This is a genomic window from Streptomyces sp. NPDC058741, from assembly GCF_042746715.1.
Lineage (GTDB): Bacteria > Actinomycetota > Actinomycetes > Streptomycetales > Streptomycetaceae > Streptomyces.
Genome location: NZ_JBHYQH010000013.1, coordinates 106,369 through 121,284 on the forward strand (window position 1 = coordinate 106,369; position 14,916 = coordinate 121,284).

Here is a 14,916-nt window from a genome sequence, read left to right on the forward strand (position 1 = left end):
CTGTTGAAAACGATTATCATGTATCTTCGGTGCGTTCCCGGTACCTGAGAAGAAGCGAGGGCATCAATTGCTGCGCTCACCGTCCACGTTCGTCCGCAGTTGGATCACCGCAGCGTTGGTGGGTTCCGTCCTGGTCGGCTGCGGCTCGTCGTCCGAAGAACCCGCGAGTGACAAGGCCGAGCCCGCGACGAGGACCGAGGTCACCGTCGAACCCATCAAGGCGGCGACCGAGCTGACCGACACGAACGGCGTCGAGGTCTCCCTGAAGAAGAAGCCCGAGCGCATCGTCTGCCTGTTCGCGCTGTGCGACGACATCCTGACCGAACTGGGAGTCGTCCCGGCGGCCACCAACAGCACGCTGCTCGCCCACCCTGACTTCCTCGGGAAGGAGAAGGCCGGGGACGTCGACGTCATCCCCGGCGGATTCATCGCCCCGGAGGTCGAGGCGATCCTCTCCCACAAGCCCGACCTGGTGATCGGGCTGGGGGACACCCACGGCAAGCTCGCCCCGGCACTCAAGGGCGCCACCACGTTCTGGGCCATGCAGCCCGAGACGTGGCAGGACAGCGTCGGGTACCTGCGCGACGTCGCCGCGCTCACCGGCCGGACCGCCGAGGGGGAGAGGGCGGAGCGGACCTTCCGGACCAAGCTCGCCGCGGCCGAGAAGACCCCGAGCGGAAAGACCGCGCTCGTCATCTACGGCAGCGACGAGAACTTCGGCGTCGCCACCCCGGAGGGCGACGTCACCGCCAGCCTGTTCCCGAAGATCGCCCAGTACCCGTGGAAGTCCCGCGGTGTGGAGGGCAGTTACAGCCTGGAGGAGATCCTCGCCCAGGGCGTCGACGTGCTGTTCGTCGAGACGATGAGCTTCGGTGAGGCGGACGGCAAGCTCTCGGAGAAGCTCGCCGGCAATCCGCTCTGGGGCAAGATCCCGGCGGTGAGGAACGGTGACGTCCACGAGGTCAACTCCGAGGTGTGGGCCAAGGGCCGCGGCACCCGTTCGCTGGGCATCGTCCTCGACGAGGCCACGGCCGCGCTGCGGTGAGGACGCCCCTCTCGGCGCCCGCCGCGGCCGATCACGCCGCGGCGGGCGGGCAGCGGCCGAAGCCCGCCGCGCGCAGGTGGCAACCACCTCTGGTGGGCGTGCTCCTGGCCGTCTCCGCGCTCTGCGCCCTCAGCCTCGGCACCCCGTACGTCCCCCCGCACCGCCTGGCCGCCGCGGTGACCGACGGCGACGGCACCGGTCTCGCCGGGATCGTCGTCACCGAACTCCGCGTGCCCCGCCTGCTGCTGGCGCTCGTCGCCGGAGCGTGTCTGGGAGCGGCCGGACTGGTGCTCCAGGAGGCGCTGCGCAACCCCCTGGCGGTGCCCGAGATGCTGGGTGTGTCCTCCGGGGCCGCGCTGGGGGTGGCCGCGCCGCTGGTGCTGACCCTGTCCCTGCCCGCCGCAGTTCAGCCCCTGCCGGCCATCGGCGGCGCCGCGCTGGGCGGCGGACTGACGCTGCTGGTCGCGGGACTGGGCCGCAGTCCGTCCGCCGTGCTGCTGACCGGCGCCGCGGTGGCCGCCGCGCTGCAGGCCGCGCTGCTCGTCCTGATGGTGATGGCCGACCAGCTCGACCTCCAGCTGATCTACCGCTACCTGCTCGGCTCCCTCTCCGCCCGGACCTGGGACGACGTGACGGGCCTGTGGCCGTGGCTGCTCGTCGCGCTACCCGCCCTCGTGCTGTGCGCGCCCGTGCTCTCGGTGATGCGGCTCGGCGACGAGGACGCCGAGGCGCTGGGCGTGCGCGCCCATCGCGCACGGCTGGTGGCGCTGGCCATCGCCGTGGTCCTGATCGCCCCCGTGACGGCGGTGTGCGGGCCCGTCGCGTGGGTGGGGTTCCTCGCCCCGCACCTGGCCCGCAGCTTCGACCCCGCGGCGGGCCCGGTGCGCTGGCTCCCGTGGTCCGCCGCCTGGGGCGCCGTCGTCGTGACGGCCGCCGATGTCCCGGCCAGGCTGGCGCTGGCGCCGGTGGAGACACCGGCCGGTGCCTGGACGGCGTTGCTGGGGGTGCCGGCGGGGGTGGTGCTGATGCGGTCGGGCCGCCGGGGCGGGGCCGCCCGGCGCGGCCGGACCGCTTCGGCCGCCGTGCGTGCGCTGCTGCCCGGAGCGCGCCGCCCGGCACCGGGTGCGGCGGGCGACGTGTCCGGCACCCGGGCGTCGGGCCACGCCGCCGCGGAAGAGCCCGGCATTCGGGCGTCGGACCACGCCCATCCGGACGCGCCCCGCACCCGGGCGTCGGATCGAGCCGTCGCGGACGCGCTCCCCACCCGCGCATCGGCCCAGGGCCACCCGGACGAACCCCGCACCCGCCCCCCGGCGCAGGCGGACCCGGGCAGGGCCTCCACCCACCCCCCGGCGCAGGCGGACCCGGGCAGGGCCTCCACCTGCCCCCCGGCCCACGCCCACCCGAACGAGCCCTCCACTCCGGCATCGGGTCAAGCCCGCCCGGACGAGCCCGGGTCCGGCGGCGAGGGTCCGCCCCCAGTCGACACGACCAGAACGGAGGAAGCGTGGTGACCCGGCGTTTCGCGGCGCTCGCGGCACTGGCCGTCGTATGCGCCGGTGCGGAGCTGGTGGCCGGGCGCGGTATGTCGCCCGATGTGGTCTGGGACGTGCTGAACGGGGGCGGTGACGCGACGGAACGCTACATCCTCCTCCAACTGCGCCTGCCCAGGATGCTGGTGGCCCTCGGCGCGGGAGCGTGCCTGGCCGTGGCGGGGCTGGTCCTGCAGTCCGCCCTGCGCAACCCCCTGGCCGGGCCCGAGGTGACGGGTGTGACCCCGGGGGCCGTGCTCGGCGCCGTCACCGCCACCGCCCTGGGGCTCGCGGGGTGGGACTCGCCGCTGGCCGTGGTCCTCGCCGCCTGTGCGGGCGGGTGCGGCGGAGCGGTCCTGCTGTGGCTGCTGGCAGGCCGAGGGCGCGGTGATACCGCGCAGACCGCCGTGCACGGGGTGCTGGTGTCGGCGGTGCTCGGCGGCCTCACCGCCATGGTGCTGCTGGTGGAGCCAGGTGAACTCGGCAGCGTGGTGCAGTGGTTGGTGGGCACCACGGAGGGCCGGGTATGGGAGCACTGGCACCTGCTGTGGCCGTGGGGACTGGTCTGGGGGATCGCCGCCTGGCTGCTGGCCGGGCCGCTGACCCTGCTGCGCTGCGGGGACGACATCGCCCTCGCCGCCGGCCTCTCCGCCCGCCCGGCCCGGACCCTGGCCCTGCTGTGCGCGGTGGCCTTGACGGCGGGCGCGGTGGCCGCCGTGGGGGCGCTGGGGTTCGTCGGGCTCCTCGTGCCGCATCTGGCCGTCGCCGTCTTCGGCGCGGACCTGCGGGCGAGCCTTGCCGGTGCCGCCCTGGTGGGCGCGGTCGTGGTGTGCGGGGCGGACGCGGCGGCGCAGCTGTCCTCGCGGCTGCTGGCGGCGGCGCTCGACTCCGGGCGGCTCACGCTGCCGGTCGGGGCGCTCACCGCCTGTCTCGGCGCCGCGCTGCTGCTGGTCGTCGTGCGCCGCACGCCGAGCCGTACGTTCTGAAGTCGACCGGAGGACAGAGCATGACCGAGTCCGTGGGGATCCACGTCGAGGGGGTCCATTTCGGCTACCCCGGACGACCCGTGCTGCGGGGCGTCGACATGACCGTCCGGCCGGGCGAACTGACCGCCCTCATCGGCCTGAACGGCTGCGGCAAGTCGACCCTGCTGCGGCTGGCCGCCGGGCTGCTGCGGCCCGGCGAGGGGCGCGTGCTGCTCGGCGGGGACGACCTCGCCCGCCTCTCCCGGCGCGCCACCGCACGCAGGGTGTCGCTGCTGCACCAGTCCGCCCCCGCCGTCCCGGGGATGACGGTAGGTCACCTGGTCCGTCAGGGGCGGTACGCGGCCCGCGGCCCGCTGGGCATGCTGCGCGAGGGCGACGACCCCGTGGTGCGCCGGGCGCTGCGGGACGTCGGGGTGGAGGAGTGGGCCGACCGCGACGTCGACGCGCTGTCCGGCGGGGAACGGCAGCGGGTCCGGCTCGCGATGGCGCTCGCCCAGGACACCCGCGTGCTGCTGCTCGACGAGCCGACCACCTACCTGGACCTGCACCACCAGCTCGACGTGCTGCAGACCGTGGTGCGGCTGCGCGAGGAACGCGGGCTGACGGTGGTCATGGTGCTGCACGACCTGGCCCACGCCGCCCGCTTCGCCGAACGCATCGTCGCCCTGCGCGACGGCCGTGTGGTCGCCGACGGCACGCCCCAGGAGGTCGTGACGCCGGGGCTGCTGGCGGACGTGCTGAAGGTGGGGGGCCGGGTCGGCCGGGACCCCGAGGGGGGCTGGCCGGTGTGTTATCCAGATCACCCCCTCCCGGCACTAGAATATGAAAATCAAATTCATTAAGGTCTGTGTCACGGCGCTCAACCGAACGCCGTATCTCCCTGAAGATGAAGGAGAGTTCATGGACCGCGAGCAGGTCTTCGCGCCGATCGCCGACCCGGGTCAGCTGGCGCACGACTCGGCTTCCCACTCCAACGCCCTCGTCGAGAACCCCTTCGAGGACACCGAGGAGTAAGCGAGGGACCGGCCACCCTCGACCGTGGGCCCGCCCGTTGCCTTCCGGGCGGGCCCCTTCTCGTCCCACCCCACGTCGTCAGGAGGATCCCCGTGTCCCGCAGCCGGCTCGTCCCCGGTGCCGAGGTCGTCGCCGTACCCGGGCGAGGGCTCGCCGTCCGTACCCCGGAAGGGGAGTTCCTCAGCGTCCGGACCGGGGGCGCCGACGAGGAGGCCCTGCTCTCCTTGCTCACGGGCGCCGCCACCGGTCCGATGGACGACGACCTCGCGCGTGTACTGATGGCGTTCGAGGAAACCGGCTACCTGGCGGAAGGGCCGCCCGGCAGGGAGTGGCCAGCTGCCCGCCGGGACATCCGCCTCCTCGGCGACCCGGTCCTGACCGCACCGCTCGCCGAGCAGCTGACCGCCCTCGGCGCACGGCCCCGCACCACCCCGGTGACCGCCTCCGGCACCACCCCGATGACCCTTGACGACCTGCTCGAGGGGGACCCCACCGCCGTCGTGTGGTGCCTCGACGGACCCGGGCCGGACGGGCTGTGGGACGCCGCCGACAGCCTGCCCCGGCACGGCGTCGCATGGCTGCGCTGCCACCGCGAGGGCTGGCAGGCGTACGTCGAACCGGTGGCCGCCGCACCCGGCGACGTCACCTCGGCACACGTCCGCTCCCGCCGGCTCGCCGCCACCCCCGCCCACCGCGAACTGGCCGCCTACTGGAGCGGACCCCGCACCTCCGGCGCTCCGGTGCGACTCGCCACCCCCGCCGCCACACTGCTCGCGGCCCTCCTCGCCGACGACCTCGCCCGATGGGCCACCAACACCCCCGATGAACCGGCCGCTCTCCCGGCCCGCCGCCGGCTCCGGCGCGTGGACCTGCGCACGCTGACCGTCACCGAGCACCCCGTCCTGCCGGTGCCCGACGTCGCCCCGATGCCGAAGAGGGACACGTGACGGCGTTCAGCGCGATGGTGGGGGAACTCGCCACCGACGTTCAACTCCCGCACGGGATCGGCCCTTTCCCGGCCGTCCTGCTGCGCACCCCCTACGACCGGACACGGCACCGCGCCGAGGCGCGCGGCTGGGCCCGCCGCGGGTTCGCCGCCGTCGTCCAGGACGTACGCGGCCGGCACGGATCACCGGGGGAGTGGCACCCGTACGCCCACGAGACGGCCGACGGCGCCGCGACCGTCCGCTGGATCCGCCGACAGCCGTGGAACGACGGCCGGCTGGTCGCCGCCGGCGCCTCCTACGCGGCCCACTGCGCCCTCGTCCTCGCCCTCGACGCGTCGGAGGAGTCACGGCCCGACGCCGTCATCGCCGCCGTGCCCGCCCTCGGCGCGGCCGAGACGGCACGCGAGGCGTCGGGCGTGGAGCGGCTGCTGTCCCGCGCCGGTTGGTGGGCCGCCCACGGTGACCGCCGGGACTCCGACGAGAGCGCCCTGGACAAGGCCCTCGCCGCCGACCCCGGACTCCTCACCCACCTGCCGCTCACCGGACTCCCCGAGCGACTGGGCCGCGCCCTGCCCTCCTGGGCCGCCCTGTGGTGGCGGCAGGACCGCGGCCGCCTCGTCTCCCGGGCGGCACATGCCGGTGTGCCCCTGCTGGCCGTGGGCGGCCACCACGACCACTTCACCGAGGACACCGTCGCGCTGTGGCGCCACTGGGGAGGGCCCTCGGCCCGGCTGCTGCTGGGCCCCTGGGGGCACGGCCTCGTCACCGCCCCCGGACCCGACGCCGGCCCGGCCCACCGGCTGAACCTCGGCGACCTGTACGTGCGCTGGGCCCGGCGCGCCCTGGCCGGCGACCTCGCACCCGGCCGCCACGGCGCGGTCGCGCTCGGCGGTGCCGGACTGTGGCTGCCCGCGGGCACCGAGGGCGAACCGCGCACGCAACGGCTGCGGCTGCTGCACGGCGCCGCCTTCACCGCCGACCCCGGCCGCCCCGTCCGCTCCGACGACCTCACCGTCCCCGCCGACGGGCCCGCCGACCGCTGCCTGCTGCTCTCCCCGCCGCTGCCGCGTCCGCTCGACCTGGCCGGACCCGTGCGGGTCCGGCTGCGGGCCACCGCCCACACGCCGTCCGCCGACTGGGCCGCCCGGCTCGTCGCCCTGACGCCCCAGGGGACCGCCGAGCGACTCGCCGTCCGCGTCCTGCGGCGCGCGGACCCGGCGGGCCGGGACAGCGGGTTCACCGTCGAGCTCGGGCGGCTCGCGCGCCGGCTGCGGGCCGGCACCCGGCTGCGCCTGGAGATCGCCGGACACCACTTCCCGGCCCACGCCCGCAACCCCCACACCGGCGACGACCCGATCACGGCCGTCCGGCTGGACGCCTCGCGGCGCGAGGTCGACCCGGACAGCGTGACGCTGACCCTGCCCGTGCTCCCCTCCCGTCCCACCCCCACCGACCCCGCCGAGGAGACCCTGCGATGACGGCGCTGCCGCTGGAAGCACTCGTCGACCCCGTCTGCGGCATCGTCCGCAAGGTCAAGCCCGTCGAGCACCCCGCGGGCGCCCCGCCCCGCTACACCGCGCTCACCGCCGAGATATCCGACGCCCGCAGACTCGGACTGTGGCCCGCCGACCGGGTCTCCCTCGGCACGACCTTCGGCGACCCCGCACAAGCCCGCATCGCCGCGATAGCCGAGGGAGTCGAGCGGTACTGCGGCAACCGGGTGCCGCCGCCCGGCCACCCCGACGCCCCCCTGCGCGCCACCGCCGCCGAACTGGCCGAGAAGGGCCTGCGGCTCTACGGCCCCGGCGACCTGCCCGCGTACGCCGACTGGCAGTACGCCCGGGAGAAGTTCCCCTACCGCCCCCTCACCGAGACCACCCCGGCCCTGTGGACGCGCGGCACCGAACGGCTGCCCGGCGGACGGGAGGCGGAGGTCTGGGCGCCCGTCGCGCTCACCCACCTCAACTGGCGCCAGGGCGCCTTGCGCGAGCTGCCCCGCACCCACCACCTCAACTACGCCGGGATCGCCACCGGACAGGGCCTCGACGACGCCGTCGACCGCGGCCTGCTGGAGATCGTCGAACGCGACGCCCTGGAACTGTGGTGGCATCTCGACGGCCCGGCCCGCGGCATCGCCCCGGCGAGCGTGCCCGGCCTCGCCGACGACCTGGCCGGCTCCGCGCTCGACGTCCACATCGTCGAGATGCGCTCGGAGTTCGCCCCCTGCATGGCCGCGCTCGTCCACGACCCGCGCCTCGGCCTGTACGCCGCCGGGTTCGCCTGCAAGTACGACCCGGCCGAAGCCGCCCGCAAGGCCGTCCTGGAAGCCGTCCACACCTGGGTCTTCACCCAGGGCCTGACGGACCCCGACGGCTGGGTGTTCCAGGCCGTGGAGGCCGGGCTGCTCGCCCGCGGGCTCTACCTGGAGCACCGCGCCGACGGACGCTACCTCGACGCGTGCGGCGGGCAGTTCGAGCACGTCCGCGACCTGGGCGCGCACGTACAGGTGTGGCTGGACGAGCGTATGGCGCCCGAGGCCCGGCGGTTCACCGCGCCCGCGCTCGGGACCGTGCCCGTCGACGCGGTCGAGCCCGGCAGCCGGGAGCGGCTCCTGGGCGCGCTGCACGCGGGCGGCCACCGCGTGATGACCTTCGACCTCACCACCGAGGACGTGGCCGAGACGCCCCTGCGCGTCGCCCGGGTCCTCGTCTCCGCACTGCTGCCCAACGCCCCCGCCGCCTTCGGCTACTTCGGCTGCCCGCGCCTCGCCGAGGCCGCCGTCGCGCGCGGCTGGCGCACCACTCCGCCGAGCGCGCCGGAGGACTTCACGCTGGCGCCTCCGCCGCACATGTGAGGGCCGCAGTGGAACATCCCCACGAGGAAGGCCCGGTCGACCTCGTCGCCGCCCTCGCTCACGCCCGCTCCGCGCAGCGCCCCGACCCCGACACGTCCGCGGGAACTGCCGTCCGCGCCTGGCCCGGACCGCCGCTGCCCCTCCCCCAGTCCGGCCCGGCGGACCTCGACCTGGGGGCCCTGCTGCGCCTGTCCCTGGCGGCCTCGGACGACTCCGGACGCCTCAGGCCCGCGCCCTCGGCCGGGGCGCTGCACCCGGTCGACACCGAACTGGCCGTGGGCACCGGCTGCTCCCTGCCGCCCGGCCGCTACGGCTACGACCCGCTGCGCCACCGCGTCCACCACCTCGGCCCGCACCCCGACGGCACGCCACCGGGCGTGACCGCCCGGCTCACCGTCACCGCGCGGCGCACGGTCTCCCACTACGGCCACCGCGCCTGGCCCCTGCTGCTGCTGGACACCGGGCACGCCGCCGCCGCGCTGTACCTCGCCGCCCGCGCGCTCGGCACGGAGGAGCCGGACGTACGGCTCGACGGACTCGCCGAGAGCCCGCTGGCCACCGTGCACATCCCACCGCCCGGCGGCCAGGGCCCGGCGCACTCCGCCGACTGCGCCCGCCCCTCGGCGGCCGCCCGGCCGTCAGCGCGCGGAGCCGCCCCGGATCCCGCGTCGGCACTCCCGCGGTCGCCGGACACCCCGTCAGCTTCCGCGGAGCTGCCGGCACGCCGCACTGCCCGACCGCCGTCGGTGGACGACGCCCCCGCTCCTACCGAGGGATTCGTGCGCAGCACCGCCCGATCGCCGTTGCCGGGCGACGCCTCCGCTCCCGCCGATGCATTGGCTCGCAGCACCGCCCGATCGCCGTTGCCGGGCGGCCCGCCCGCTCCCGCCGAACTGCTGGCGCGCCGCAGTACCCCACCGCCGTTGCCGGGCCGCCCGCCCCAGGACGCGCTGCGGGCGGTCCTCAGCAGCGCCGTACGGGCGAGCACCGCGCTCTTTCCCCCGGCCGCCGCCGACGGCCTGCGCTGGAGCGTGGCCGTCGGCCCGCCGCGGCCCGGCCTGGCCGAACTCGCCCCGGACGGGGCGACGCTGCGGCGGTACGCGGCGGGCGAGGCCCGCCCGACGCTCGCCGCCTGGGCCGCGGGACAGGCGTGGATCGCCGACGCGGGAGCCGTCCTGCTCGCGCACGGCTGTCCCGCGGACGCCGACGCCGCGCACATCCGCCGCACCCACCTGGTGGCCGGCTTCGCCGTCCACCTGGCCCATGTCACCGCCCGGCGTCACGGGCTGGCCGCCCGGCCCGTCGGCTCCTGGCAGCAGGCGGACCTCGGCGCCGCGCTCGACGCCACCCCGGGCCGCGACTGGGTCGTCCACGCCCTGGCCCTCGGCACCCGCTCCGCCCACGAGGAGAACACCACGTGATCGTCCACCCCGAACTGCGCCGCGCCGCCGGACGCGCACGGCGCCCCCTGCTCGCGGCCACCCTCCTGCAGGGCGCCGTCACGCTCACCCACCTGGCGCAGGCCGCACTCCTCGCCCTGGCGCTCGCCGCCCTGGCACGCGGCGACACCGGCCGGCTCCCGTGGCTGCTGGCCGCGGTGCTCACCGTCGTCGCCGCCCGGGCCGGGCTCGCCGTGTGGCAGCGACGCACCGCCACCCGGGCCGGAGCCCGGGTCAGGGTGGCCCTGCGCGACGAACTCCTGTCCCACCTCGGCCGGTTGGGCCCCGCCCATCTGACCACCGCGAGGGCGGGAGCCGTCCGCACCACCCTCGTCGAGGGGGTGGAGGGCGTCGACGCCTATGTCTCCCGCTACCTGCCCCAGCTCCTGATCACCCTCACCGTGCCGCCCCTGGTCCTCGCCGCCCTGGCCCTGGTCGAGCCGCTCGCCCTCCTCGGCCTCGTCCCCGCCCTGCTCCTCGCCCTGGCCGGGCCGCGCGCCTGGGACCGGCTCCTCGCCGCCCGCGGCAAGGAACACTGGGACACCTACGAAGGACTGGGCGCCGACTACCTGGAGGCCCTCCAGGGCATGCCCGCGCTGCGCGCCGCGGGCGCGGTCGGCCGTACCCGGGCTCGCCTGGAGAAGCGGTCCGCGGCGCTGCACCGGGCGACCGTCGCCAAACTGCGGGTGTCGCTGGCCGACACCGGCATCACCGACCTCGCCATCCAGGGCGGCACCGTCGCCGCCGCGCTCCTGGCGTGCCGGTCGGCCGTCACCGGATCGACCACGGCGACCGGCACCTACCTGATGCTGCTGCTGGCCTCCGAGTGCTTCCGGCCGGTCCGCGACCTGGCCCGCGAATGGCACGCCGGATACCTGGGCGTGTCCGCAGCGGACGGACTCGCGGCCCTGCGCACCGCCGAACCGGCCGTCCCCGACACCGCAACGGCCCCCGCGCACTGGCAGGCCCCGCCCGAACTGCGCTTCGACGACGTCCACTTCACCTACGACGGAGCAGCGGCCCCCGCGCTGCACGGCGTCTCCTTCACCGCGCGGGCGGGCCGGACGACCGCGATCGTCGGCCCGTCCGGCGCCGGCAAGTCCACGCTCCTGGCCCTGCTCCTGCGTCACCACGACCCGCAGGAGGGCCGGATCACCCTCGACGGGCGCCCCACGACCGAGCACGCCCTCGACGCGCTGCGGCAGGGCATCGCCGTCGTCTCCCAGGAGACCTACCTGTTCCACGCCACCATCGCCGACAACCTGCGCCTGGCCCGGCCGGACGCCACGGACGAGGACCTGGCCCGGGCGGCGCGCGTCGCCGGTGTCCACGACGAGATCGCCGCCCTCCCCGACGGCTACGCCACCGTCCTCGGCGAACGCGGCGCCACCCTCTCGGGCGGACAGCGCCAGCGCCTCGCCCTCGCGCGGGCCCTGCTGGCTGACGCCCCGGTGCTCGTCCTCGACGAGGCCACCAGCTCCGTCGACGAACGCCGCGAGGCGGACATCGTCCGGGAACTGCTGCACGCCGCACGCGGCCGGACCGTTTTGGTCGTCGCACACCGGCTGGACGCCGTCCGGCACGCCGACCGCGTCGTCGTCCTCGACGAGGGACGGGTGGACGCCGTCGGCGAGCACGCCGAACTCGCCGGCGCCGGCGGCGTCTACACGCAACTCGTCGCGGCCGGCCGCGCCCACCGAGGAGAACTCGCCGCATGAGCACCGCCACCCCCACCACCACTCGACCCGCCACCACTCCACCCGCCGCCCCCACCACTCCAGCCGACACCACCGACGCTCCCCGTGCCCCGGACGCCCCCGCGCGGGGCGCGCTGCGCGCCCTCCTCCCCGCCCTCGCCGAGCACCGCGCCATGACGGCACGCACCTGCGCCGTCGCGCTCCTCGAACAGGGCTCCCTCCCCGCGCTGCTGACCCTGGCCGCGCACACCGTCGGCACCGCCGTCATCGAAGGACGCGCCCCTTCCACCGCCACCGTCACCGCGCTCGTCGCCCTCGTCCTCGTCCGCGCCCTGGCGACCTGGCGGGAGATGGACCTCTCGCACGACCTCGCCTACCGGGTGCTGGCCGCCCTGCGGATCCGCGTCTTCGACGGACTCGCCCGCAGCGCGCCCGCCCGGGTCGCGGGCCGGCGCAGCGGCGACCTCGCCGCCACCGCGATGGCCGACGTGGAGGCACTGGAGTTCTTCTACGCCCACACCACGGCCCAACTGCTGGCCGCGGGCACGGTGTTCACCGGTGGCTCCCTCGTCCTCGCCGCGGTGGAGCCGTGGCTGCTGACCGCCGTGCTGCCGGTCGCGGCCCTGCTCGCCGCGGCGCCCTTCGCCGACGCCCGGGCCCGTGCGGCGCGCGGAAGCCGCACGCGGACGGCCGTGGCGGGACTGTCGGCCGACACCGTGGAGACCGTCGACGGACTGCGCGAACTGCTCGCGTTCGGCGCTCTGGAACAGCGCCGCCGCCGACTGGCCGAACGGGGGTGGCAGGTGGGCGACGCCCAGCGCGCCGAGGCCACCTGGGAAGCCGTCGCCGCCGCGGTCCGCGACCTCCTCATCGTGGTCGCGGTCCTGGGCGTGGTCGCGGCGGCCGCCCAGTCCGTGACCTCCGGTCGACTGCACGGCGCGTGGGCCCCGGCGGCGATGACGCTGGCCCTGTCCGTCCTCGGCCCGGTCGCGGAGTCGGCCCGCGCCCTCAGCCAGGCCGTCGCCCTGCGCGCCGCAGCCGCCCGCGTCGGCGCGGCCGTCACGGCCCCCGCCCTCACGCCGCAGCCCGCCGCACCCCGCGTCCTGCCGCCGGGACCGCTGGGCGTCCGCCTGCACCGGGTCCGGTTCGACTACGGCGGCGGGCCCGTCCTGAACGGCGTCGAGCTGACCGTCCGTCCGGGGCAGACGCTCGCGCTGGTCGGCGCCTCGGGCGCGGGCAAGTCGACCTGCGCCCACCTGCTGGCCCGCTTCTGGGACCCGGCCGAGGGCGCGGTCGAGCTGGTGCCCGCCCACGGCGACCCCGTGGACGTGCGGGAGGTCAACGACGAGGAACTGCGGCGCGCGGTCGTCCTCGTGGGCCAGGAGACGCCCCTCTTCCACGGCACCCTCGCCGAGAACCTGCGGCTCGCGGCACCCGAGGCGGACGACGACCGCCTCACCGAGACGGCACGGCTGTGCGGCGTCGACCGCATCGCGCCGATGGACACCCTCGTCGGCGAGCGCGGCGCGACACTCTCGGGCGGCCAGCGGGCCCGCATCGCCCTCGCCCGCGCGCTGCTGGCAGGGCCGAGGGTCCTGGTCCTCGACGAGTCCACCGCCCACCTCGACAACGCCGGAGACGCCCAACTCGCCACCGCGCTGCGGGAGGAGGGCCGCACCACGATCGTCATCGCACACCGCCGCGCCACCATCCGCCGCGCCGACCGCGTGGCCGTCCTGGAGGAAGGCCGCATCACGGAGGAGGGCACCTGGGAGGAACTCACCGCCCGCCCGGGCAGTGCGCTCAACCGCGTACTGGCCACGGCTCCTTCGTGAGCGAGGGGCTCCGGGGACCACTGCGGATGTCCGGTGGCTCGAGGGGGCGGGGATGAGCCCACGGGGTGGGCCGCGGCGAGTACGTCGACGTCCTCGGCCTCGATGAGGACGGGCGCGGCGGCGGCATCGGCCAGGGCGTCACGCGCCTGTAGCGCGTCCAGGAGAGAACGGACGATGTTCGGTGTCGCGGTGGCGCGCTTGGTGGCGCGCCCCGGCCTGCCGGGCACCGGGCCCACCGGCTGCGACGACACGGCCGAGCCGTACACCCCCGCCCGGCAGGAGACGATCACCTCCGTCCCCGGCCGGGCAGGCGGCGCGGATCGCCCGGGAGTTCGCCCGCAACGCCGAACGCACCGACGGCCGTTCCATGATCTCCCTCGGCGCCGGCACCAACCACTGGTTCCACTCCGACACCATCTACCGCGCCTTCCTGGCGCTGACCACGCTGACCGGCTGCCAGGGCGTCAACGGCGGCGGCTGGGCGCACTACGTCGGCCAGGAGAAGGTCCGCCCCGTCACCGGGCAGCAGCACCTGTCCCTCGCCTTCGACTGACAGCGCCCACCCGGCACAGGGCGCGCACCTCCTACTGGTACCTGAAACTCCGACGAGGCCTTCGGGCCGGAGGAGCTGGCCTCCCCGCTCGGCAAGGGCGGTGCGCTGGCAAGGGGTTCGCGGACTGCCTGGGCAGGCCGTGCGGATGGGCTGGACACCCGGCCACCCCTGCTTCAACCGCAACCCGCTCGACCTGACCGACGAGGCGGAGCGCGCCGGCCGGCCCGTCGCGGAGCACGTCGTCGAGGAACTGAAGTCGGGACGGCTGCGGTTCGCGGTCGAGGACCCGGACGACCCGGCCAACTTCCCTCGTGCGCTGACCGTGTGGTGGGCCAACCCGCTGGGCTCCTCCGGCAAGGGCAACGAGTACTTCCTGCGGCGCCTGCTGGGCACGGACGCGGCGGTCCCCTCCGAGCAGACCCCGCCCGAGCGCCGGCACAGGGACGTTGTCTGGCGCGAGGAGGCACCCGAGGGCAAGCTCGACCTGCTGGTCACCATGGACTTCCGGATGACCGCCACCGGCCTGTTCTCCCACGTCGTCCTGCCCGCCGCCACCCGGTACGAGAAGGACGACCTGTCCAGCACGGACATGCACCCCTTCGTGCACGCCTTCACCCCGGCCATCGCCCCGCCCTGACAGGCCCGCACCGACTACGACACCTCCCTGACGGTGGCCGACCGGTTCAGCGAGCTGGCCGCCGAGCACCCGGGCACCCGCACCGACGTCCTCGCGGTGCCCCTGCTGCACGACACCCCCACGAACTCGCCCAGCCCGGCGGGGGTGGTACGGGACTGGAAGACCGGAGCGTGCGAGCCGGTCCCCGGGCGGACCATGCCGAAGCTGGCCGTCGTCGAACGGGACTACGCCGCGATCGGGCACGGGAGGGGCATCGCGGGGGATCGGTGCCCCTGCCTGCCTGCCTGCCTGCCTGCCGGCCTGCCCGCGTGCCGCAGCAGACTCCGCAGGTTCCCTTCCGCACCCCTCCGGCCCTCCTCGGCAGGGACCGTCGGCCG

Annotated in this window: 10 protein-coding genes and 2 pseudogenes; all 12 read left to right on the forward strand. The window is 75.9% G+C overall.

All coding sequences use genetic code 11. The features are described from left to right. The first annotated feature begins 67 nt into the window (after positions 1–67). On the forward strand, positions 68–1,045 hold the full coding sequence (locus ACFW6P_RS13810) for an ABC transporter substrate-binding protein (RefSeq protein ID WP_386354571.1): 978 nt from the start codon (positions 68–70) through the stop codon (positions 1,043–1,045). A 104-nt stretch (positions 1,046–1,149) separates the two neighbouring features. After that, positions 1,150–2,166, forward strand: a pseudogene (locus tag ACFW6P_RS13815) (FecCD family ABC transporter permease); the annotation flags it as partial. Between the two features lie 389 nt (positions 2,167–2,555). Beyond that, positions 2,556–3,563 carry a FecCD family ABC transporter permease gene (locus tag ACFW6P_RS13820; protein ID WP_386354568.1) on the forward strand — a complete coding sequence of 336 codons (1,008 nt, stop codon included), beginning with the start codon at positions 2,556–2,558 and terminating at the stop codon, positions 3,561–3,563. A 20-nt stretch (positions 3,564–3,583) separates the two neighbouring features. Continuing rightward, complete coding sequence (locus ACFW6P_RS13825; protein WP_386354565.1) at positions 3,584–4,405, forward strand: ABC transporter ATP-binding protein; 822 nt, start codon at positions 3,584–3,586, stop codon at positions 4,403–4,405. Between the two features lie 58 nt (positions 4,406–4,463). Continuing rightward, positions 4,464–4,577 (forward strand): streptamidine family RiPP, encoded by a 114-nt coding sequence (gene amiA, locus ACFW6P_RS13830; RefSeq protein ID WP_356437947.1) that lies wholly within the window; start codon positions 4,464–4,466, stop codon positions 4,575–4,577. Positions 4,578–4,669: 92 nt separating this feature from the next. Further along, positions 4,670–5,524, forward strand: a complete 855-nt coding sequence (locus ACFW6P_RS13835; protein ID WP_386354562.1) for a hypothetical protein — start codon at positions 4,670–4,672, stop codon at positions 5,522–5,524. Between the two features lie 14 nt (positions 5,525–5,538). Beyond that, positions 5,539–7,002 (forward strand): CocE/NonD family hydrolase, encoded by a 1,464-nt coding sequence (locus ACFW6P_RS13840; protein ID WP_386354681.1) that lies wholly within the window; start codon positions 5,539–5,541, stop codon positions 7,000–7,002. Then, positions 6,999–8,378 (forward strand): YcaO-like family protein, encoded by a 1,380-nt coding sequence (locus tag ACFW6P_RS13845; protein ID WP_386354559.1) that lies wholly within the window; start codon positions 6,999–7,001, stop codon positions 8,376–8,378. Before ACFW6P_RS13840 ends, ACFW6P_RS13845 begins: the two co-directional genes overlap by 4 nt. A gap of 8 nt (positions 8,379–8,386) precedes the next feature. After that, a complete protein-coding gene (locus tag ACFW6P_RS13850) occupies positions 8,387–9,799 on the forward strand; it encodes a SagB/ThcOx family dehydrogenase (RefSeq protein WP_386423737.1) in 1,413 nt (470 codons plus the stop codon). Next, positions 9,796–11,535, forward strand: coding sequence for an ABC transporter ATP-binding protein/permease (locus tag ACFW6P_RS13855; protein WP_386354553.1), 1,740 nt, complete (start codon positions 9,796–9,798; stop codon positions 11,533–11,535). Before ACFW6P_RS13850 ends, ACFW6P_RS13855 begins: the two co-directional genes overlap by 4 nt. Further along, positions 11,532–13,349, forward strand: coding sequence for an ABC transporter ATP-binding protein (locus ACFW6P_RS13860; protein ID WP_386354550.1), 1,818 nt, complete (start codon positions 11,532–11,534; stop codon positions 13,347–13,349). Before ACFW6P_RS13855 ends, ACFW6P_RS13860 begins: the two co-directional genes overlap by 4 nt. Before the next feature lie 201 nt (positions 13,350–13,550). Next, a pseudogene (locus ACFW6P_RS13865) lies at positions 13,551–14,776 on the forward strand (molybdopterin-dependent oxidoreductase); the annotation flags it as partial. Positions 14,777–14,916: the final 140 nt, after the last annotated feature.

Excerpts from the sequence above, each read along its gene's own strand:
- ACFW6P_RS13825 (WP_386354565.1), top strand. The coding sequence starts at position 3,584 with ATGACCGAGTCCGTGGGGATCCACGTCGAGGGGGTCCATTTCGGCTAC.
- amiA (WP_356437947.1), top strand. The coding sequence starts at position 4,464 with ATGGACCGCGAGCAGGTCTTCGCGCCGATCGCCGACCCGGGTCAGCTG.
- ACFW6P_RS13840 (WP_386354681.1), top strand. The coding sequence starts at position 5,539 with ATGGTGGGGGAACTCGCCACCGACGTTCAACTCCCGCACGGGATCGGC.
- ACFW6P_RS13845 (WP_386354559.1), top strand. The coding sequence starts at position 6,999 with ATGACGGCGCTGCCGCTGGAAGCACTCGTCGACCCCGTCTGCGGCATC.
- ACFW6P_RS13860 (WP_386354550.1), top strand. The coding sequence starts at position 11,532 with ATGAGCACCGCCACCCCCACCACCACTCGACCCGCCACCACTCCACCC.